Origin of the sequence: Dethiosulfatarculus sandiegensis, assembly GCF_000931935.2 — a bacterium.
GTDB classification, from domain to species: Bacteria; Desulfobacterota; Desulfarculia; order Desulfarculales; family Desulfarculaceae; genus Dethiosulfatarculus; species Dethiosulfatarculus sandiegensis.
The window spans coordinates 75,865-96,879 of record NZ_AZAC01000001.1; the positions used below are offsets into that span (position 1 = coordinate 75,865).

The window sequence follows — 21,015 nt, forward strand, 5'->3', positions numbered from 1 at the left end:
AAAAAGGGCGGACGCGCCAGTGAGTTAGGACTCCAGTATGAAAATGACCTCCAGGCGCACCCGGTATTCGGCTATCTGGTTGCTATCCACTGCTATGCGCTGCTCCAGAACCCTGATGCCGGTGATGCCCCTTAAGGTGCGGCTGGCACGTTCAAAACCCACCTTGATGGCGTCGTCAAAACCAATGGGGCTGGAAGCGATAATGTCTGTAACCCTTGCAACGCGTTTTTCACTCATGATTGCCTCTTTTGTCTCCGGCGGTGTGGAATAATGGCCGCCTTTTTTGAATCAGGTTTAAAAAGACGCGATAATCCGCGATTGTTCCCCCGTTTTTTGGTCCAAAGGGCCTTGGGCGGTTCAGGGTGTAAAATTATACCCATGGGTTATATTTAATAAATTATATTAATTCAAATAACCTGCCCAAATGGCTGTGAGAATTTTTTGCGAGCCTTTATAGGCCCAAATTCAATCCCTGGAATCCATATCAAGTAATTCAAACTAGTTAACCGCATTTGTCTGTTTCCCGGGCGAAAAGCGGGATTTGTGGTATAAAATTTCAATTTATAAATGTATGCGTCAGGCTATCACAGCGGCTTTTCACACGGCAAGAGTTAATCTAATAGGTTTGTGCCTAATTGCACTTTTGCCTTGACACAAATTTTACTAGGAGTTAAAAGTGGCGAAGCAATAGGACAAGAATTTTAAAATTAGCTGATAAATTAAGGAGCTTCTGGGAGCGATGCTTGAAAAGCCCCCCAGAGCTGTTTGGGATCACTTGGCTCTCGTTACACAAGTGGGGCTAACTTTTGCGGGCTCTCTGCTCTTGTGTTTCGCGGTCGGCTACTGGCTTGACGAATGGCTTGGCACCAAGGGACTGTTCATTACGGTTTTTATTCTCCTTGGTGTGGCCGGTGGCGGTTACACCGTTTACCGGCAGATCATGGCGCTGGATGACACCAGCGCCAAAGATGACAGCAACTCGCAAAGCGGACGGGACGAGTGAAAGACAAACCCCAAAAAGCGTTTGTAAAAGACGTTATCCGAAAGACCCTGCTTCTGGCCGTGGCCCTATCCCTGATCTTGGTGGGATTGGGGTATACCACCTGGGCAAAGGGCTTTGCCTTGGGATCCCTGGCTTCAGTACTCAATTTTTTTATGATGGCGTCTTTCTTGCCCCGCCTTTTAGGTGTGAAAAGAGGCAGGGCGGAAGCTTTAAGTCTCTTTTCTATTATCATCCGTTTCGCAGTCATGGGCGCAGCCTTGGCCGTCAGCATCTCCTTTCCCCAAACATTTTCCATATACGCCTGCGTGCCTGGGCTATTTGCTGTTCAAGTCTGCTTGGTGGTTAATCATTTCTTGCCGGATTGGTTGGTGGCGAAAGCCTCCGGGAGTGGGTAAACAGTGCAGGATCTGACCAATATACCCAAATGGGTCCTGGAGATTGGCGGGGTTACCCTGGAGTTGAACTCCGAAACCCTGATCATGTCGTGGATCGTAATGGCGGTGATCATTCTGTTCGGAATTTTGGCCACCAGGAAGATCAGTATATTGCCCGGCCCCTATCAGACCTTGGCCGAGGTCATGGTTGCCGCCTTTGAAGGCCTGGTCAACGATGCCCTTGATGAAAGCAATAGACATTACTTCCCCATGATCATAACCATCTTCCTCTTTGTCTGGCTCAGCAACATGCTGGGGGTGATACCGTTTTTAAGCGAACCCACCAAGGATCTGAATACGCCCTTGGCTTACGGCCTTTTGGGTTTTGTCATATCTCATTACGCCGGGATCAAGGCCAAGGGTATAAAGGCGTATTTAAGCGAATACGTCCAGCCCATGTTCTTCATGGCTCCTTTGAACATAGTCGGCGAACTATCCAAGGTGGTCTCCATATCTTTTCGTCTCTACGGCAACATAATGGGAGGCTCCATCATCATTATGGTGGTGGGCAATCTGGTTTATGATTTGCTTTTACCTCCCTTTTTGAATGCCTTTTTCGGGATATTTGTGGGAACAATACAGGCCTTCGTGTTTACCATGCTGACGTTGGTCTACATTTCAGTTCAGACAAAGTAGGTGCCGGTTCATGGATTTCACAAGTGATATCTGGGTGCAGGCGGCGGCGTTTATAGGTTCGGCCTTTGCCGTGGGGTTCGGTGCCATCGGCGCTGCCCTTGGTGAGGGTTATGCAGCCGGCAGGGCCTCCCAGGCCATCGGCAAGAACCCCGAGATGTCCGGCCAAATACTGAAAACCATGCTCATCGGACAGGCGGTGGCCGAATCAGCAGGCATTTTCGCCCTGGTTATAGCAATGCTCTTGGCCTTTACCAATACTGAAGGCCTGGAATTGATCAAGGCCTTTGCCTTTATAGGCAGCGGCCTGGCCATGGGTCTGGCGGCCATCGGAAGCGGCTTGGGCTCCGGCCTGCCTGCGGCCGAGGCCTGTCAGGGGTTGGCCGACAACCCGAAAACCGGCGGCCAGCTCACCACAAACATGCTTATAGGTTCGGCCATTTGCCAGACCCCCGCCATTTTCGGCATGGTCGTGGCCTTTATGCTGATGTTCGTGGATTTCAGCTATCAGCCGTTCTGGCCCGGCTGGGCAGCCCTTTTGGGCGCGGGCTTAAGCATCGGTCTGGCGGCGATTGGTTCGGGGGCCGGTTCCGGTATACCGGCGGGCTCTTCCACTGCGGGTATTGCCCGGCAGCCTTCCGCCGCCACTCAGGTGCGCACAAACATGCTTATCGGTTCGGCTGTTAGCCAGACCCCTGCCATTTTCGGCATGGTCGTGGCTTTCATGCTTCTTTTCATTGACTGGTCCACTCGCCCGGCCTGGCCCACCTGGGCCGCCTTGCTTGGTGCGGGCCTCTCCACCGGACTTTCGGCCATTGGCCCCGGGGTGGGCAACGGATTGACAGCGGGCGAGGCCTCCGAAGGCGTGGCCAGAATGCCCGAATCGGCGGGCCCTGTGACCACCACTATGCTGATCGGACAGACAGTTGCACAAAGTACTGTTATTTATGGGTTTTTGGTCAGCCTGGTATTATTGTTCATCCCCTTGGAGGAGTCCCACACCATGACAGCCTGGGTGGCTCCTTTGTCCGCCGGTCTTTGTATGGGGTTTGGCGGCATCGGACCCGGAGTGGGCGAGGGCCTGGCTGCGGCCTATACCGTGCGCCGTATTGCCAGGGATGTGAAACAGAATGTTCTTCTGACCAGGGTCATGCTGGTCGGCCAGGCGGTCAGCGAATCAACCGGTATTTACTCTTTGATCGTTTCGCTTTTGCTTTTGTTTGTAATCTAGCGGGTCAAAAAACCTGCGGTTAATGGAATAGTAGAAAAATTTTTTCCAGATAGATGATTTTAAGGAGGCAGTGACATGGCCATAGAAGGCGCGGACTTGGTGCGGGCGGCAGCTTTGTTGGGTGCTGGACTTGCCATGGGCTTGGGAGCCGTGGGCCCCGGTGTGGGTGAAGGTTTTGCAGCCGGTAAGGCCTGTGAGGCCATTGGCAAAAACCCCAAGGAAGCCGGTTTGTTGACCAGGACCATGTTGGTGGGCCAGGCGGTCAGTGAGTCCACCGGCATTTACTCTTTGGTGGTTGCCCTGCTTTTGATCTTTGTGGTTTAAAAAAGTTTAAAGACTGAAAAGAGGTAAACCCCCTGACCGGGGAGGTTGCCTCTGGTTTAGTAAACCGGTCTTTAAGAAATATTACCCGCGTGGAGGCTGTGGCGGATGATTAGCATAAATGCCACTTTGATCGTGCAGATCATTAATCTACTCGTGCTGATCTTCATAATGAACCGGCTTATGTACCGGCCCATAAGGAAGATTACGGCCCAGCGGGAAACTCAGATAAGCCATTCCCAGATCGAAGTCGAGGAGATCGAAGAGGATAACAGATCCCGGGAAGAGGCCTATTGGGATGATCTGAAAAAGGGCCGGGCTCAGGTGCGGGTGCGGCTGGCCGAGATGAAAGACGCTACTGAAGAAGAGGCTTTAGCCTTGATTCAGGACGCCCATCAAAAGGCCAGAGCCCGTGAGGATGAGATTCGGAGTAAGATTCAGGAAGAGGTCAGCCAGGCGCGTCGCGATATCAGCAAGGAAGCGCAGAACGTGGCGCTCAGGATGGCCAGCACAATATTGGGCAGGGAGGTCTCGTGAAAAACACAACAGTCACCCTGTGTATGTTGGTCATGGGTGCGCTTGTGCTGGTCGCAGAGCCCGCCCTGGCTGCCAAGATGGAGCCACCTTCCACCTTTAGAATCTGGTGGGCATACAGCTGGCGGATTCTGAATTTTTTAATACTGGCATTTGCCATCTACAAATTTGGCAAGCAACCCCTGCTTGATTTTTTGAGTGGCCAAAAGGATACGATCCAAAAGGAATTAAAAGAGCTGGAAGAGCAAAAGGCCAAACTGATTGCGGATAAAGAGGCCCTGGAAGCCAAGACCAGCCAGCTTGCTGCGGAGTTGGAAGATTACCAGGTCAAGCTTGAGCATGTGGCCCAAAGGGAACGCACGGAACTGCTGGAAGACGCCAAGCGTGAAACCGGGCTTATTGTGGAGCGGGCCGGTCTCTGGTCCGAGCAGTTGCTCAGGGAGGCCAAATCGGAATTGGCCGATGAAATGCTCAAGGAAGCGGCGGATCTGGCGACTCAAAAGATCAGGGAAAATATAAATTCCAAGGATCAGTCCCTGATGTTGGATCAGTTCAAATCACAGGTGTCAGAGCAGGCCAAGGTGGCTTGAGTTAAAGAAAACCGAAAAAGTCAGAACCAGGGTTTGCCCATTTTGCCGGGGCAAACCCTTTTTTTTGGCAAGATCAGGCGATTTTGAAATTAGGTTTTTGGCGGAGCTGTTTTTGTCTGGAGTTGGCCGAGGCCCTGGAGAGGTCTTCCTGATCCCAGGTCAGGGGACGGGGATTTTTAAAATAGGCCCCTTGGGCGCAGGGTTGGCACAATACACGTCCGTTTACCACGACTTCCTTATGGTCCCGCACCATCTGGCCGCACTCTTCGCAGATAACCTTGCGCCTTGTGTGCCCTGGCATATCAAAGTCGCTCAGGCGCAGATCCACCTTTTGCACGGAAAATAAAATGCTGTCCGGCATGGCCTTATAGGCGGCCAGTTGCTTTTCTCCCTTGGGCAGGTGTTTGGGCGCGTATTCGTCTACCATATCCCTGGCCTCTTCGGTGGAGATGATGCGAAAAGCTTCTTTTGTCTCCATATTGAAGAAGGTTGCGGCCATGATTCCATAATCCCTGTATTTCAAGGATCTTCTGCCGAGCTTGACCCCGGTGGTATGGGCCACTGCGTCTGCTGCGCAACGGTCCATTTCAACATATACGATCAGTTTTTTCAGGTCGCTGAGCTTAAGAGGCAAGTCAAAACCCAAAAGGCTCATGCCCAAAAAAGACATGCGCACCCCTATCACCTGGCCCGCGCACAAATGGCCGTGGGCCCTGGCTGAGGATTCCAACATTTCATCAAAAAAATTCACTTGGCCCCCCTGTCGCAAAAAGATGCCACTTAGTATCGCAGGCATGGTTTTCTATTTTATATGCTTTTTTTAACATGTAACACGAAAAGGGCTGCAAGCCAAGAATTGTTAGCAAACAAAAGTGTTTGATCTGGTCTGAATTGTTTTTTTTATAAGGCGGAAAGTCAGTTTTTTTGGGGACCAATGGCCGCTTCTGCAGCCTCCCTGGCAAGCCTGGCGGCTTCTTTTGATTCTTTGTCTTTGGTTAAAAGGGCGCCTATACGCGCGGCCTGTTGGGGGTTTAAGTTAGCCATGACCTTACCCGCAATACGGCCCTGCATGAGTTTGAAGATCTCCACGGCCATGTGGTCGTCCAGTTTTTCCACAACCTTGGCTGCAGGTCCAGGCCGCATGTTGGAAAGTACTTTTACCAACTGCTGGATGCGCTTTCGCTTTTGCTTTTGCGCTGCGCTTACCAGTTCCTCCAATGCGGACTGAACCTTTTTCAGCTCTTTAATGCGGCGTTCCACCTCTTCCCTGAGGCGTTCCAGATCTTCCCTTTCCCTTTTGATGCGGTTTTCTTCCAACTCCAGTTCCCTGCGTTTGGAATCTAAAAGGGCATTGATTCGGGGATCAACCGGGGCCTGGGGCGTCAGTCCCTGTGTGGCCGGGCCGGGTTTGGCTTCGGCTACATCCTGGCGCAGATCAGCGGCTTTATCAGCCATATCTTCGGTTTTTTTCTCTTGATCCCGGGCCTCCTCCTGGGCGGCGACTTCAGTGGTGCTTGCGGTGATTATCGGCCAGGCCACAAAAATAGCCAAAACAATGGCCACCGCCTTTACCAAAAGCCCCAGGGTCAAAAGAGACTGTGCACCGAATTTTTTCATTACTGTTCTCTCCGGGAATACGCACTAATGGCAACTTCGTCCAATATGCGTTGCTCTGCCAGGAGTTCCTGGCGCAGAAACCTGGCCTTGTGTTTTTCCTTTAAAAGTTCCAAGGCCTTTCTGTCTTTGGTCGCTTCAACCAGTTTCAACCTGGCCTGTTCTACATCGGCTTCAAGCATCGGCATCTTGGCCTTTTGGGCAAGCGCCTGCAACCTTAGCACTGTGGAGTACTCATTAGCCATCACAAATTCGTTGGCTGAAACACCCTTGGTATCTTTTTTCCTCAGCTTGGCTTGGGCCCTTTTCAGCTCCTCTCCCAGCCAGGCCAGTCTATCCTTGCATTCCGTAAGAACCGCTTGGCGGGCGGCCAAGTCATGCTGGGCCAGCTCTTCCAAGTGGGCCCTGTGATCAAGCACGGATTGCAGGTTAAAATGAAACGCCATTTATAATCACCTATTTTACCTGTCTGGCCAGGTCCATGAGCTGGGCTCGGCTGGCCTTGAGGTCCACACCCTGATCCATCTCCTGAGTCAGGAAATCGTTAATCGGCCCCATGAGCTTGATGGCCTGGTCTATGGTGGGGTTGCTGCCCTGGGCATAGGCTCCGATGTTGATCAGGTCTTCGGAGCGCCGATAGGCGGCCATCAGGTGTAAAAGCTTGCGGCCTGCCTTGAGCACCTCCTTGGGGTTAACATCGGGCATGAGCCTGCTTACCGAACCCTGGATTTCAATGGCCGGGTAGTGCCCCTGGTCAGCCAACTGCCTGGTCAGGACCACGTGGCCGTCAAGAATGGAGCGCATGGCGTCGGCCACAGGCTCTGTAACGTCATCGCCCTCCACCAAGACCGTGTAGATGCCGGTTATGGAGCCTTCTCCCTTGGTGGTTCCCGCCCTTTCAAGCAATTTTGGCAACTGGGCAAAAACGCTGGGTGTGTAACCTTTGGTGGTGGGCGGTTCGCCGATACTGAGGCCGACTTCCCTGCCGGCCAGGGCAAAACGGGTCACCGAATCCATCATAAGGACCACATCCTTGCCCTGGTCCCGGAAGTATTCGGCCACCGCAGTGGCCAGGTAGGCGGCCCTGATGCGCACCAGGGCGGGCTGATCACTGGTGGCCACCACCACCACGGACCGTTTCATTCCCTCTTCGCCCATGTCGCGTTCCATGAACTCCCGCACCTCGCGGCCACGCTCACCGACCAGACCGATAACGCTGACATCGGCGGCGGTGTGGCGGGCGATCATGCCCATGAGGGTGGATTTGCCCACGCCCGAGCCAGCGAAAATCCCCATGCGCTGTCCCTTGCCCAGGGTGAGCATGGCGTTTATGGCCCGCACCCCCACATCCACCGGCTCTGAGATGCGTTTTCTGGTGAAGGGGTCCGGGGGATCGGTGTAAAGGGGGTAGAGGGACTCATACTCAATGGGTTCTCCCCCATCGGCAGGAAGCCCCAGGCCGTTTAAGACCCGGCCTAAAAGGCCGGGGCCCACCCTGACCATGCCTTCATTGCCCGCCGATGAAACCGGGCATCCGGGGCTTATGCCCCGGCTGTCGGCATAGGGCATCACCAGCATGCGCTGGCCCTTGAAACCAACAACCTCGCCCAAAATGGGGTCCAGCCCCTCGGGGTGAAGATAAACCGCGTCCCCCACAGGCAGGGTTGCGCCCATCACTTCCGCCACCAGCCCCACCACCTGGGTTACCTTGCCCATCATAACTAAGGGTCTGCAATCTTCCAGGGCTTGGAAATAGGGGGCTAGAAGGTTGGAAGACATTTACCAATCCTCCAGGTCCAGATCGGGCGAATCCAGATTAAAATTATCGGCGGGCAGGCTGGGGGCGGGCCTTTCCCTTTCCAGGGCGGCGGCAAGATCCAGGGCACCGCCCTGCTGAAACGTCTCCTCCAAAAGGCTGATAACCCTTTTTCGCCTGGTGGCCAAGGTGGCGTCCACCTTGGAGATCGGGCTTTCAACCAGGCAATCGCCGGGATGCAGATTTGGATCGGCCACCAGTTTCAGGTGGGTAAGCTCTTCGGTTTGCTGAAGCAGCTCCGGCTGTATCTCCTTGACAAAGGTAATATCAGCCTGGCTGAGTTTTACGGTGAGTTTCTCAGCTTCTGATAATTGATTGACAGCCTCTCTCACCACCTGGTGAATCAGGTGCTTGGGAAAGGCCTCGGGGGTGAGGAAAATGCGGTCCAGCACCGCCAGAATCAGGGCCAGGACCTCACTTTCCATGCCGTGGAGTATGCCGGTCTTGAGTCGGTCCAGGGCGTTTAAGGAGCGATTCAGGTTGTCCAGGGCGGCTTCCAGGCGGGCCTGGCAGGCCGCCATTCCCTCCTTGGTCCCCTGCTGATAGCCCTGTTCATAGGCGTCTTTGCGAATCTGTTCGGCCTGCGACTGGGCTTCGGTAAGGGCGGCTTCAGCCTTTTGGGTGATCCGCTTGGCCTCTTTTTGGGCGACTTCCCTGGGATCCTCTTCCACTGTTTCGGAAAACAGGGGGTGGAACTGGGGCTTGTCCAGATCCTCTTGTCCGTTTGCCTGGGCAGGCTGTTTGGACTGGGAGGACTGAGGCAATTCCATCTCTTCCAGCTGGAAGGGCCTGGCCTGATCCCTGGTATTAGACGAGGGCATCCTCGCCTCCCTTGCCGCCTATGACGATCTTGCCTTCTTTTTCCAGCCTGCGAGCCACCTGGATTATCTTCTGCTGGGATTCCTCCACCTCGCTTAGGCGTACAGGCCCCATGACTTCCAGGTCCTCTTCGATCATGGCCGCGGCGCGTTCACTGACATTGGTGAGGATTTTTTCCTTGAGCCCTTCGCTGGCGGTCTTCAAAGCCACTGTGAGGTCTTCGTTCCTCACCTCCTTGAGCAGGGTGCGGATGCCGCGGTCGTCCACATTGATAAGGTCGTCAAAGACGAACATGAGCTGTCTGATCTGTTCGGCCAGTTCGGGGTCGTCCTCTTCCAGGCGACTGAAGATATGCTCTTCGGTGGCCTTGTCCACGTGGTTCAGCATCTCGGCCACGGTCTCCACACCACCTAAGCGCTTGGCCTCCATGCCTTCTGTGCTGAGCATCTCCCTTTGCAGGACCGAATCGATAACCTCTTCCACAATACCCGGGGGAATCACCTCCAGGTTGCTTAAGCGCAAGGTAATGTCGTATTGCAGGTTTTCGGGCAGTTCCCTGACCACCTCGGCCGCCTTGGACTGGGGCAGGTGGGCCAGGATGACGGCGATGGTCTGCGGGTGCTCACTTTTGATGAAGCCGGCCAAGGTCTTGCTGTCCACATTTTTGACTCTCTCAAAGGGAACCGGCTCTTTGGCCTTGTCCATCTCTTCCAGGAGCCTTGTGGCTTCGTCTTCGCCCAGGGCCATGGCCAGGGCGCGGCGGGCGGTCATGTCGCCGCCGATCATGGGGCCGATCTCGCTCTTGAGTTTTTCCAGGTATTCCTTTAGCAGACTGTCCACCTGCTCGGCGTTTACCTGGTCCAGTTTGCTCATGGCCAGGCCAACCTGGCGAATCTCGGATTCATCCAGTTGTTTGAACATCTCGGCTGCAAACTGGTCCCCCATGGAGGTGAGGACAATGGCGGCTTTTTGAACGCCGGAAAAATTTTTTTCGCTAGACTCTGGCATGCTAAAGCTCCGGGGCTTATCAGGTGGCTTCGTGTATCCAGGCCCTCAGCACCGCAGTCGCCTTTTCCGGGTCCTGCTGGGCCAGGGTGAGGATCATATCCCTGGTAGTGAGTTTGCGCGGACCTTCCATGGCCTCCAGCATCTCCGGCGCCATTTCCTCGGCCTCGCCCGGCGGCAGCGCCTCGCCCGGCCCGACCCGCTGGGCCATTCCCGGGGCTGCTTCGGTCGGTGCAGGCTTGGCAAAGAGGTGCTTCATCACCGGTCTCACCACAAAGAGGAAGAACAAGAGGACCAGAAGGACGTTCATAGCCGGACGGGCGTAATCAAACAGGTAGTCCTGCCAATCCTTGGCCGCGGCAGTGCCCACTCCGTCGGGCAGGGCAAAGGGAACGTTCACCAGGCTCAGTTCATCTCCCCTTTGTTCATTATACCCCACGGCCCGGCGTACAATACCTTCCAGCTGCTGCATGTCACCGGCTGAGCGGGGGGTGAAGGTGCGGGTTACTTCACCGTTTGCACCGGTTGTTTCGCTGTAGGGGCCGTCGACCATGACCGCTAGGCTGAGCCGTTTTATCTCACCCATGGATTTCCTGACCACCCGCCTCGAGTTGCTGATCTCAAAGTTGGTGGTCTCGTTTTCCCGCTCGCTGGTCAGGTTGCCTTCCCCTTCTTCTCCAGGGGTGGCGTTTCTGGTGGCAAGGTTGAAACGCTGATCAGGCGCTCCCTGGGGCAGGGGGCCCGCGTCTTTGTTCTTTTCCGAACTCCTGGTCTCGGAGCGCACCGCCACCTGTTCCGGGTCGAATTTTTGTTCGGTGCTGGAAACCTGGGTGTAGTCCATGTCCGCGGTAACCCTGACCACTGCCCGGCCGGGTCCCAGGACCTCTTCCAACATGGACTGGACCTTGCCCTTTAAGGTGTTTTCCACTGTCCTTTGATGTTCAAGCTGGCTGGCGGTAAGGGCGGCTGGGAAGTTTTCCGTATCCGCTTCTTTTCTGTAAAGCAGGTTGCCCTTGTTGTCGACCACGGTTACGTCTTCCGGCACCAAGTCGGGGACCGCGCTGGAGACCAGGTAGACAATACCTTCTATCTGTTGCTTTTTGAGCCTGTTGCCGCCGCTCAGCCTGAGCACCACACTGGCTGAGGGCTTTTTCTGGTCTTCTATAAACAGGCTTTCCCTGGGGAGAACCAGGTGAACCCTGGCTTCGTCAACTTCAGCGAAGCTGGCGATGGTGCGGGCCAGCTCGCCCTCAAGCGCCCTTTGGTAATTAACCTTTTGCATGAACTCTGTTGTGCCGATTTTGACCTCGTTAAAGATCTCAAAGCCCACGCCCCCGCTTTGGGGAAGACCTGCGCTGGCCATGGCCAGGCGGGTTTCATAAAGGTTTTCGTCGGGAATCTTGACTATGGTGCCGCTGCCTTCCAACTGATAGGGAACCTTAAGTTCCTTTAGTTTTTCCACCACGCCGGAGGCGTCCTTGGCGGAAAGGCCGGAATAAAGGACTTGATAGGTGGGCTTGTTGACCCAAAGCAAAAGGGCGATAAAGCCCCCGACCACCAAAGCGGCCGCGCCCATAAGGGCCAATTTTCTGCCCATGGACATTTCGTTGAAGGCCTGGCCTACGCCACCACCCAGCTTAGCTTGTTTTTCTTCTGCCTCAGCCATGACTTACGGTTCCCCGACACCCTAGAAATGCATGCGCATAACTTCTTGATAAGCGTTTAAAACTTTGGTCCTGACCGCCATCATCATTTTGAAGGCAATCTCCGATTGCTCCATCTTGATCATGGTCTCATGCAATGTGCGGCGATTGCCCACGGCCAGATCCTGTACGGCCCGGTTGGCATCCGCTTCCTTTTTCTCAACTGTTTTAACAGCATCGACCAATGTGTCCACAAAACCCTTGCCTTTATTTTCCTGGGACGCGGCCTGGATGGGCGAAGGGTTCAGACTGTGCAGGGTTTTGGGGTCAATTCCCGATATGGTGGAGTTGGCCATGGTTTATCCTCCTGCTCAGCGGCCTATTTCAAGAGCCTTCAAGGCCATGCTCTTGGTGGAGTTGACAGCCGTTACGTTTGCTTCATAAGAGCGGCTGGCATTAATCAGGTTCACCATTTCCGTGACCACATCCACATTGGGGTAGCTCACATAGCCTTCGGCATCGGCGTCGGGATGGGCAGGATCATAGACCTTTTTAAAGGGGCTTTGATCCTTGGCCACGCCGTCCACTAAAACACCCCGCCTGGGATCCCCTCCCGGGGGATAGGGGGGCACGTCCATGGAACGCCTCAAATGGTTGACAAAGGGTTCGGCCTTGAAAAGGGTAAGGCGTCTGCGATAGGGCCCACCTTCCTGAGTGCGGGTGGTCTCGGCGTTGGCCAGGTTTTGGCTTATGATGTTCAAGCGGGTGCGCTGGGCGCTTAAGCCGCTTGCGGTGATCTCCATGGATGATAAAAGGTCCATGATCAGGCTCCTACCTTCCCGGCGATAGCGGTCTTCAATTTGTTGTATTTTTTGCCTAAAAGTTTGACCATGGCGTTGAACATGATGTTGTTCTCCGCCAGGCGGCTCATTTCAATGTCCAGGTGCACCGGGCCGGTGTCTTTGTAAACCGGCTTGGCATTGCTAAAGGGTTTTTCCTTTTCATAGGGCATGTGCTTGGGGTTCGTACGGGCCAGGCTCGGCGGAAGCACGCCCCCGTTTAAGGCTGTTCTGAGCTGTTTTTCAAACTCGAGCCCAGTGCCCCTGAAGTTAGGAGTGTCCACGTTGGCCAGATTCCTGGTGGTGAGCCTGTGTTTCAAGGCCCTGCGGTCCAGGTTTGCTTCCAACAGGTTGGTGGTTACGTCAAATAATCTGTCAAGGCCCATTCTTTTACTCCGTCAATTGGTCGAGCTAATGCTTGCCTTCTGGCTAATGCAAGCTGCGTGCCATTATTTTTGAAGCCTTGATTGGGATGTCGAAAATTTAAGTTAATAAAATCAATGACTTACAAAAGGTGAACCAAAATGGCAGAAAATGACGGCAGAGCTGTCAAGGGTTTGACAGGTATCGTAGGCAACAAGTTCCCGGGTGAGCCAGGGAATTGACAGGCTAAAGCCCCTTTTGGGCCTTGTACTCGTTCAACTTATTGCGTAGGGTGCGCACGCTTATCCCCAAAATTTTGGCGGCATGGGTTCGGTTGCCCTCTGTGTGGTTCAAGGCCCGGTCTATCAGCACCTTTTCCGCTTCCCGCAAACTGGGGGGGAGATCCATCTGATCCTGCTGGGCCGGTGTGGTGGAAGAGGTTGGCATTGGTTTGGGCTCAACCCCTTCGAACATAAGGGCCTCGGGCAAGATAGTGTCACCGGGGCTTAACAGCACCGCCCTTTCCATGGTGTTCTGCAGTTCACGCACGTTTCCGGGCCAGTCGTGGCTTCTCAAAAGGGCCTTGGCCTCGTCCCCCAGGGTAAGGCCGGGCTTTTGGTTCTGGGCCGCGTAATAGTTAAGAAAATGTTCGGCCAACAACATCACATCACCTGAGCGCTCCCTTAAAGGGGGAATTTGCAGCGGAATGACGTTCAGGCGGTAGTAAAGGTCCTCCCTGAATTCTCCATTGGCGATGTGTTCCTTGAGATCCCGGTTGGTGGTGGCCACCACCCTCACATCCACGGGCACGGGTTTTTTACCGCCTACCCTGTCGACTTCGCTCTCCTGCAAGACCCTTAAAAGCTTGGCCTGTAAAGAGACCGCCATCTCGCTGATCTCGTCCAGAAGTATGGTGCCGCCTTCGGCCAGTTCAAACTTGCCTGGCTTACGGGCCACCGCTCCGGTAAAGGCCCCTTTTTCATGGCCAAACAGCTCGCTCTCCAACAGGCCTTCGGGCAGGCTGGCACAGTTGACCGCCACAAAGGAGGCATTTTTCCGGGAAGAGTTCTCATGAAGATAACGGGCAAACAATTCCTTGCCGGTTCCGCTTTCACCGGAGATCATAACGGTTGCCTTGCTGTCAGCCACTGCCCTGGCCATATCCAGGAGCTTTTTCAAGCGGGAATCGTCTGTGACGATATTCCTCTGTTTGGAACTTTTAAGCTTGGCGCCTTGTTGCCTGGGAGAGAGCATGCGGCTGGCCATCTCTTCCATCATCTCAACGGTGACGGGCTTCAGCAGGAAGTCGGCAGCTCCCTCTTTCATGGCTTCGACCGCGTGTTTCACCGAGCCGTGGCCGGTGAGAATGACCACCGGGATAGACGGGTCACGCCTTTTGACTTCGCGCAATACCTCCATGCCGCTTGTCTGCGGAAGGTTAAGGGCCGTGATGACCAGGTCAAAGGGGTTGCTTTCGGCTAAAGAGGCCAGTGCCTCTTTGCCGCTTATGCTGGCCTTTACCTGATAGCCCGCCCTGTTAAGGCAGCCTCCCAGGCTTTTGGCCAGTTCTTGATCACCATCGGCTATGAGTATGCGCTTCAGCTCGGCTTCTCCCATTTAGTCCATCCGATGCCCCGGGGCAACGCCGCTTGCTCACGGGAAGTGTGTTTAGCCTTTAAACTATACCCTTATCGACCCACCTGGGCCAGACTGGGGGCCAATTCCATATCCTTCAGGTGCCTGGCCGCCATATCCGACCACGGTTTGACCTTGAACTTGACCAGCCTCTGAAAGGCCGGGGCCAGCTTTTCCGGCTTGCCCGCCTGTTTATAGGCCATGGCTGTTTCATATATGGCCTGGGCCCGCTCTCTTATGGTCGGGGCCAGATCCTGGGCCTTTTTAAACTCGTCTATGGCCCGGGTCAGCATCCCGGCCCGCCTGGCCAGTGAACCTGACTGCATGACCGTAATATATCTTTGCAGCCCACTGTTTATATCCGTGCGTGTTTTAAGCAGGGCGGAGGCCTTTTCCAGGGCGGCCAGTCCTTTTTTGTATTGTTTCATTTCAGCCAGGCAGTCTGCCCAGGTCTGATAATCCAGGGGAGCGTTTTTGTGGTTCGGAGCCTTGGCCAGGAGCCCGGCAAACACCCGGTCGGCCTGTTTGCATTTTTTCTGCTTGGCCAAAGCCCTGGCTAAAAGGGAGCGGGCCAGGATCAGGTCGTCGCCTTTCAGTCTGGCAAGATCGTCTTTGGTCAGAAGGCCCTCCACAGCCTTGAATTCCCTTTCCTTCATTCTGTTTCGAGCCAGGGCCAGGTTGATGGCGGGTTCGTCAACCCCCCTCACCATCAGGATTTCATAGAGCTTGGCGGCTCTTTTGCTCAAACCCGCCTGGTCATAGGCCCAGGCCAGGAGCCTCAGCACCTGGTTGGAGTTGGGCCTGGTTAAAAGATCCTGATTTTTCAGATAGTATTCCATGAGCCTTAAAGGCATGTTCTGGTCTTTGAATTCTGCCAAAAGTGCCATGGCCGCCAGGTTTCTGGTGTAATCCACATCAGGCCTGAAGATGGTGCGGGGGTGCCTTTGCACTAGCTTGCTCAGTACATTCAACGACTTGTTATATTGTTGCTTTTTATAATAATAGACCCCTAATTTCAATTGAGCCAACTGCGCCACCTGGCGATCGGGGTATTTTTCGGCGATCTCTTTGTAAGTCTCAAAGGCGTCAGTGGTGGCCTCGATCTGGAAAAGGTCGACCGGGTGCTTTTCGTCTGATTTGGGGGACTCGGCCAGGCGGATGCGGGCCACCAGGGCGCCGTCGGTCTCGGGCCATTTTTCCACCACCCTGCGGTAAATATCCTTTGCGGTTTTATAATCTTTTTCAAATTGATAGGTGTCGCCCACCCTGGTGAGCATGATATCCGCATAGGGTATGTCGGGCATGATGTTCAATGCCCAGAGGAAGTACCTGCGGGCGGATTCGTAGCGTTTGAGCTGGTAATCCGCCTCTCCGATGTAGTAAAGAAGTTCCGGCTCTTTGATCCTGAGTTCCGGATTTCTTCTGTCCATGTCCTTTAAAAGCAGGCTGGCCCTTTCATAGCGGGCAATGCCGAAAAGCGCCCTGGCCTGGCCCCAATCCGCATCCCTGCGAAAGCGGCTGTCCGGATATTTGGAAGAGACTTCCCGGTATTCGTCTATGGCTCTTCTGTATTTGGCCTGAGCCAGAAAGGCCGCGCCTTTTTTGACCTTGGCCAGGGGCACATACTCGCTTTTGGGGTGGTCTTCAGTCACCAGATCGAAATAGCCCACCGCCTTGTAAGGCTCCTGGGCCAAAATGGCGGCCTCGCCCATCATGGCAAAAGCCCAGGGAACCTGTTCTGATTTCGGGTACAGGTCCACGGCCTTTTGGTAGTTCAGCATGACCTCGTCATAGGAGGGTGCAATGTTTCTTTCATTTTTATACAAAAATGCGTCCGCAAGGCGGAAATGCGCCTCCTCGGCCAGGGGATGATCCGGATAAGTTTTCAAAAAAAGCTGAAAACCGTTTATCGCTTCATCAAAGCGCCTGCTGTCCAGGGCTTCCTTGGCCCGGTCGAAAAGGGTTCTGGCTTCTATGTCCTGACGGGCCTTGGGGCCCAGAAGGGCTCCCTGGGGAAACCTGTTTTCCTCGGGTTGGGGAGCCTTGGCCTGCGGGGCCTGGGGTGGCTCTTGTTCGATTGCGGGTTCTTGTTTTTCGGTTTTTTCCGTAGCTTCCTTTTCAAGGGGGCCCCTGGGCCGGGCCAAGGGTTGGGGAGGGGGGACAGGGGGAATTTTGCCCCTGGTCATGGCTTTGTTCCCCTCAACCGGCTCGGCATAAGAGACCAACGGAATATCCCGGCTGGTGTTTTCCGGAGCGGCAACCTTTGTGTTCGTTTGTGAGGCGGACAGGGGGGCTTGCCCTGCCTGGTCTGCCCCGGGGGCCTGAGGTTCGGGCAGTTGCTGAGGAAACTGGTCCGACTCCGGTTCCGGCAGCTCCTTGGTGGTCTTTATTTCTTTTTGTTGATCCGCTGCCGCGGATTTGGCCTGGGGTTGCTTTTTAGGCTCCTGTTCCTGTTTTGTGACCAGATCCAGGATTATTTGGTTGCCTTGTCGTTGCTTGAAAATTCTGTGTTTAAAAAGGGGTCCGTGCAGCTTAAGAGCCAATTTTAGCGGTTTTGGGTTGATTATACTTATGGATTTGATTCTTTTATCACCGGAAGGGACCGGAGCCTCGGGCAAGAGTTCGGCCCTTTTGAAGCTCAGATAAACGATTCCACCCTTTAGATCAAAGCCTGCCTGCAAAGGCGCATCCCCATCCACCACCAGCCTGGTGTATTCCTTATTTGTACCGAGCCTCACACCGGCAACAGCCGCAACAACGGGCTGGGGCTGGGGCGTTTTTGCCCGGGGGGCAGGGGCTTGGACCGCCTTTTTTTCAATTTTGGCGGGGGCTGGTTCGGGTTCCGGTTTCACCGGCGGTTTGGGAGCCGGTTTGGGGGTGGATTTTTTTTGGGGTTCCGGCTTTGTTTTTTTGGGGGGCACCGCCACCGAAAGGCTGGGAGAGCCTCCCAGTTCCAGGGTAAGCTGTCTGGTTCCGGCATCGTAAAACGGCAGGACCGTTACTCCCGGGGCCCTTGTGGTTATGACCAGGGCCAGGCCCGTGTCTGTAATCTTGGCCTGAATATCTTTGATTACCGGATCGTTTTGCAGGTTCGGTTTGGGTGTGTCCATACTGCTGTTGGGCAGGGAGAGCACCACGGTCTGGGGGTCTGTTAAATCAACCTTGAATTCCAGCGGGCCGTCGGCCTGAAGCACCAGGCGGCTCATTTCTTCGCTGCTGACAAGGCGCATACCGGTGATCACATAGGCCTGGGACTCTGTTGCCGGCAGCAGTCCCCAAAATAAGGCGGTAAGAACAACCAGCAGATATTTAAAGACCTTATGAATGTCAAATTCTCCTTGCAGCCGTTTAGCCGTATCTTCCCACCAGGTGTTTGATAGCAAAATTGATGCCAGCAGGTTCTTGCCTGCAAATAATAGACATTTCGGCAGGATAATCAAGGAAAACCAATGTTTCGCTTGTATGGAGAAATGAACTGCGTCAGAAAACCGACGCCCGGTGACCCCCCCGGATGGTTGGTTTTTTAACTGGTGCCTGTGCGGCCCACGGTTACCAACCCTTTTTTCTTAATTTTTTCCACCAAGGTGGTGCGGTTGAGCTTCAAAAGGGCGGCTGCCTGATTTTTTACTCCGCCGGTCCGCTCCAGGGCCTGGATAATAAGTTTTCTTTCAAAGGCGTCCACCGCCGCGTTGAAATCAAGCCCGTCTTCGGGGACTTCAACCGTGTGAAGGCTGGCCTGGGAGACCTGGCTGGGAGTTGGTCTGTGGTTCGCCAGGTGAGCGGGCAGGTCTTCCATGGAGATGCTGGGGCCGTCGGCCAGGATCACCATGCGTTCCAACAGGTTTTCCAGCTCACGCACATTGCCCGGCCAGTCATAGCGCATCAGGCATTCCAGCACTTCCGGCCGCATATCCTTGGGCACAAGCCCCTTTTGTTTTCCCAAACGGGAGAGAAAGTGACCGCATAATAAGGGGATATCGCTTCTGCGCTCCCTGAGTGGCGGCACCTCGATAGGGACCACATTAAGGCGGTAGAAAAGATCTTCCCTGAATTTGCCCTGCTTTACCTGGGTCTCCAGGTCCCGGTGGGTGGCGGCCAGAATGCGGATATTCACGTTGATGGGTTTGCCGCCGCCAATGCGCTCAAACTGATGCTCCTGCAAAACCCTCAGCAGTTTCACCTGCAACATGGAGGACATGTCCCCGATCTCATCTAAAAAGACCGTGCCCCCCTCAGCCAACTCAAAACGTCCGGGCCTGGTTTTTATTGCCCCGGTAAAAGACCCTTTTTCATGGCCAAAGAGTTCACTTTCAAGGAGTTCTTCGGGAATCGCCCCGCAGTTGACCGGGATCATGGTCTCCGGGTTTCTGGGGGAATTGTAGTGAATGGCCCTGGCCACCAGCTCTTTACCGGTGCCGCTTTCTCCCAGAATAAGCACAGTTGCGTCTGTGGCCGCCACTTTGTGGATGAGTTTGAACACCTTTTGCATGGGGCGGCTTTTGCCTACAATGTTTTCCACATCGTACTTTTGGGATATGGCTGAAACCGCCGGTGGGGCCTGATCCTGGATTTCCCGGAACTCGTTTGCCTCAGCCAGGCAAGCTGCGATATCGGCGGCAGGAGCGTCTTTACTAATGACGTTAAAAGCGCCTAGGCGCATGGCCTTGACGACTTCTTCAGAGGAGGGGCGGGTGGTGACGACTATCACCACCGCATCAACAAACATTTCCAGATAGGTGTTTAAAAATTCGTCGGATCGGGAAATATCCCAACAAAGAAAAACAACTTCGAAATAGGTTTGATCAACCAGCTCCAGGGCCTGGGCGGCTCCGGAGGCCTCAACAATGCGGGATTTTTGGTTTTTAAGCGCTTTAAAAAGCCTTTGCCGCGAGGATTTATCCTGATCAACTATAAGTATGGCGGACTGGTTGTTTTGTGAGGACATTTAACCACCTATGGACTTGGTGCTGTGGCAGTGTCATTTTTCCGACACTGTTATATTGATATTGGGTATTAGGCGATTTTGCAAGGGATTTTTAAGGGGTTGCTTCACTTTAGGCAGCCGGGGGAAGGACTTTTGCCAGGGCTGAATGATGAGCCGAAACCTTTTAGGGCGGTGTTGCCGGGTGCCGGCCGGGTTAAGGGGAGCTTGTGGCAACCCATAGTCAATTCAAGAAAATGAAAGATCGTTTCTTTATATCCGGCCTCTTGGCCTATGAACCGGCAGGCCTTTAAGTTGTTTTCAGGGGGGAAAAATGGAGCGTTAACCAATAAGCGGACCCAAGTGGGCGGAAAAACCCGATTTGGCCTTGCCTGAGAGGCCATGATCGGGTATATAAAACGTCTCCCGCCAATCAAGTATAAGAGAGGTTTCTTGAATGGGCAGTGTAATTAAAAAACGCCGTAAGAAGATCCGTAAGCACAAACACCGCAAGCTGCTGAAGTCCACCAGGCATCAGCGCAGGAAATAGCGGAGTGTTATGGGCCGCTTTTATAGGCGGCCCTTTAGCACTATCTGGTCTCAATCCGCAGGGAAAAGCCTTTTTTTGAAGGTATTGACCGTCAGTTGAAAACGGCTGATTATCTTCACCTGCTATGGATGAGAGACAAAAAATAAACCAAGCACATCCCTGAGGGCCTGTGTATATGACAGGCGGCTCGGGTGTTGTAGTTTGGGGCTGTCCAGTTTCGGTCAGAGGACCTGTTGTTCAGCCTTGTATTTGGTCCAGGACCAAAAAAACCTTCCCCAGGCCCAAAGGCCCGGCGGAAGGTTTTTCTTTGTTAAGTCAATCGGGGGCGTTAATTTTTAGCCAGTCCCTGGAAGCGGGTTCTGAACTCGTTCATTTTGCCCAGCACCCTGGTTATGTATTGTCTGGTCTCCCTGTGATCCGGCACTTTGCCCTGGCTGCGCACCTTGGTTGGTCCTGCGTTGTACGCGGCCAAAGTCATTACCACATTATTTTTGAAACGCCTTTTCAGTTCGGCAAGATAGCGAACCCCCGCCTTGATGTTGGCCTTTGGGTCCATGGGCTTTGAAAGCCCCAGATGTTTGGCTGTGGGTCCGGTTATCTGCATAAGTCCCATGGCGCCCTTGGGGCTGATTGCGTTTGGTCTGAAGCAGCTCTCCACCTGGATTACCGCCATCACCAGTGCCGGGTCAAGTTTGTGTTGCCGGGCTGCTTTACGCACCATGGGCCAGAATTGGTTTTGCCTTTGCTCAAGAGGCAGAAGCTTTGCCGGTTTTTTTTCCTGGTTGGCCAGGGTGGACGTCTGCAGGGGGCTTGTGGGGGTCAGGAGCTTGGAATAGGGTAAAAAGCTCGCGCTTTGGTAGATTGGTTTAGGCGTCCATAGATAATAAAGAAATCCGGTCAGCATGGTTGCCAGCAGCAAAAGCGGGATCAAAAGAAAACGGGTTCTCCAGTAGACCAGAGGTGAGAACCGTGGATTCTCAAGAGTCATCGCCTGCGATCTTAGGTCGCTTTGTTTTACTAACTGTATTGTGTCCATGGCGTTGAATATGGGGCTCTGCACAGGC

Annotated in this window: 23 protein-coding genes; 8 read left to right on the plus strand and 15 right to left on the minus strand. The window is 54.1% G+C overall.

The window, feature by feature from the left end:
• Positions 1-24: 24 nt before the first annotated feature.
• Positions 25-237 (minus strand): dodecin family protein, encoded by a 213-nt coding sequence (locus X474_RS00340; protein WP_044346076.1) that lies wholly within the window; start codon positions 235-237, stop codon positions 25-27.
• Between the two features lie 538 nt (positions 238-775).
• On the opposite strand from X474_RS00340, the gene X474_RS00345 reads away from it, so the two are divergent.
• The 7 genes from X474_RS00345 (at position 776) to X474_RS00375 (ending at position 4,746) form a co-directional block, all read left to right on the plus strand.
• Entirely contained in the window at positions 776-1,003 is a 228-nt protein-coding gene (locus X474_RS00345; protein WP_197281900.1) for an AtpZ/AtpI family protein, read from the plus strand.
• On the plus strand, positions 1,000-1,398 hold the full coding sequence (locus tag X474_RS00350; protein ID WP_044346077.1) for an ATP synthase subunit I: 399 nt from the start codon (positions 1,000-1,002) through the stop codon (positions 1,396-1,398). The genes X474_RS00345 and X474_RS00350 overlap by 4 nt, the downstream gene beginning before the upstream one ends.
• Before the next feature lie 3 nt (positions 1,399-1,401).
• A complete protein-coding gene (gene atpB, locus X474_RS00355; RefSeq protein WP_044346078.1) occupies positions 1,402-2,073 on the plus strand; it encodes a F0F1 ATP synthase subunit A in 672 nt (223 codons plus the stop codon).
• 10 nt (positions 2,074-2,083) lie between these two features.
• A complete protein-coding gene (atpE, locus tag X474_RS00360) occupies positions 2,084-3,301 on the plus strand; it encodes an ATP synthase F0 subunit C (RefSeq protein WP_197281901.1) in 1,218 nt (405 codons plus the stop codon).
• 75 nt (positions 3,302-3,376) lie between these two features.
• Entirely contained in the window at positions 3,377-3,625 is a 249-nt protein-coding gene (gene atpE, locus X474_RS00365) for an ATP synthase F0 subunit C (RefSeq protein WP_044346079.1), read from the plus strand.
• Positions 3,626-3,730: 105 nt separating this feature from the next.
• The gene (locus tag X474_RS00370) at positions 3,731-4,159 is read left to right on the plus strand and encodes a F0F1 ATP synthase subunit B (RefSeq protein ID WP_044346080.1); all 429 of its coding nucleotides are present in this window, start codon (positions 3,731-3,733) and stop codon (positions 4,157-4,159) included.
• Positions 4,156-4,746 carry a F0F1 ATP synthase subunit B gene (locus X474_RS00375; RefSeq protein ID WP_044346081.1) on the plus strand — a complete coding sequence of 197 codons (591 nt, stop codon included), beginning with the start codon at positions 4,156-4,158 and terminating at the stop codon, positions 4,744-4,746. The genes X474_RS00370 and X474_RS00375 overlap by 4 nt, the downstream gene beginning before the upstream one ends.
• Before the next feature lie 73 nt (positions 4,747-4,819).
• Here X474_RS00375 and X474_RS00380 read toward each other — a convergent pair whose 3' ends face one another.
• From X474_RS00380 to X474_RS00440, 13 genes are all read right to left on the minus strand, one after another.
• Positions 4,820-5,497 (minus strand): FmdE family protein, encoded by a 678-nt coding sequence (locus X474_RS00380; protein ID WP_156360556.1) that lies wholly within the window; start codon positions 5,495-5,497, stop codon positions 4,820-4,822.
• A gap of 164 nt (positions 5,498-5,661) precedes the next feature.
• Complete coding sequence (locus X474_RS00385) at positions 5,662-6,363, minus strand: MotE family protein (RefSeq protein WP_044346082.1); 702 nt, start codon at positions 6,361-6,363, stop codon at positions 5,662-5,664.
• On the minus strand, positions 6,363-6,806 hold the full coding sequence (gene fliJ / locus X474_RS00390) for a flagellar export protein FliJ (protein ID WP_044346083.1): 444 nt from the start codon (positions 6,804-6,806) through the stop codon (positions 6,363-6,365). The genes X474_RS00385 and fliJ overlap by 1 nt, the downstream gene beginning before the upstream one ends.
• Positions 6,807-6,816: 10 nt before the next feature.
• The gene (locus tag X474_RS00395; protein ID WP_052514666.1) at positions 6,817-8,139 is read right to left on the minus strand and encodes a FliI/YscN family ATPase; all 1,323 of its coding nucleotides are present in this window, start codon (positions 8,137-8,139) and stop codon (positions 6,817-6,819) included.
• On the minus strand, positions 8,140-8,997 hold the full coding sequence (locus tag X474_RS00400) for a FliH/SctL family protein (protein WP_044346084.1): 858 nt from the start codon (positions 8,995-8,997) through the stop codon (positions 8,140-8,142).
• Positions 8,984-10,003 (minus strand): flagellar motor switch protein FliG, encoded by a 1,020-nt coding sequence (gene fliG, locus X474_RS00405; protein WP_044346085.1) that lies wholly within the window; start codon positions 10,001-10,003, stop codon positions 8,984-8,986. The genes X474_RS00400 and fliG overlap by 14 nt, the downstream gene beginning before the upstream one ends.
• Positions 10,004-10,022: 19 nt before the next feature.
• Positions 10,023-11,666: a flagellar basal-body MS-ring/collar protein FliF gene (gene fliF / locus X474_RS00410; RefSeq protein WP_052514667.1), complete on the minus strand. Its 1,644-nt coding sequence runs from the start codon at positions 11,664-11,666 to the stop codon at positions 10,023-10,025.
• Between the two features lie 21 nt (positions 11,667-11,687).
• Positions 11,688-11,999 carry a flagellar hook-basal body complex protein FliE gene (gene fliE, locus X474_RS00415; protein ID WP_052514668.1) on the minus strand — a complete coding sequence of 104 codons (312 nt, stop codon included), beginning with the start codon at positions 11,997-11,999 and terminating at the stop codon, positions 11,688-11,690.
• A 15-nt stretch (positions 12,000-12,014) separates the two neighbouring features.
• Positions 12,015-12,464, minus strand: coding sequence for a flagellar basal body rod protein FlgC (gene flgC, locus X474_RS00420; RefSeq protein WP_044346086.1), 450 nt, complete (start codon positions 12,462-12,464; stop codon positions 12,015-12,017).
• A 2-nt stretch (positions 12,465-12,466) separates the two neighbouring features.
• Positions 12,467-12,868, minus strand: a complete 402-nt coding sequence (gene flgB / locus X474_RS00425; protein WP_044346087.1) for a flagellar basal body rod protein FlgB — start codon at positions 12,866-12,868, stop codon at positions 12,467-12,469.
• A gap of 223 nt (positions 12,869-13,091) precedes the next feature.
• A complete protein-coding gene (locus X474_RS00430; protein ID WP_052514669.1) occupies positions 13,092-14,462 on the minus strand; it encodes a sigma-54-dependent transcriptional regulator in 1,371 nt (456 codons plus the stop codon).
• Positions 14,463-14,533: 71 nt separating this feature from the next.
• A complete protein-coding gene (locus X474_RS00435; RefSeq protein ID WP_044346088.1) occupies positions 14,534-17,863 on the minus strand; it encodes a tetratricopeptide repeat protein in 3,330 nt (1,109 codons plus the stop codon).
• Positions 17,864-18,003: 140 nt separating this feature from the next.
• The gene (locus tag X474_RS00440) at positions 18,004-19,425 is read right to left on the minus strand and encodes a sigma-54-dependent transcriptional regulator (RefSeq protein ID WP_044346089.1); all 1,422 of its coding nucleotides are present in this window, start codon (positions 19,423-19,425) and stop codon (positions 18,004-18,006) included.
• A gap of 433 nt (positions 19,426-19,858) precedes the next feature.
• On the opposite strand from X474_RS00440, the gene X474_RS25400 reads away from it, so the two are divergent.
• Positions 19,859-19,951, plus strand: coding sequence for a 30S ribosomal protein bS22 (locus X474_RS25400; RefSeq protein ID WP_082464055.1), 93 nt, complete (start codon positions 19,859-19,861; stop codon positions 19,949-19,951).
• A 328-nt stretch (positions 19,952-20,279) separates the two neighbouring features.
• On the opposite strand, the gene X474_RS00450 is transcribed toward X474_RS25400, so the two are convergent.
• Positions 20,280-20,939 carry a lytic transglycosylase domain-containing protein gene (locus X474_RS00450; RefSeq protein WP_197281902.1) on the minus strand — a complete coding sequence of 220 codons (660 nt, stop codon included), beginning with the start codon at positions 20,937-20,939 and terminating at the stop codon, positions 20,280-20,282.
• Positions 20,940-21,015: the final 76 nt, after the last annotated feature.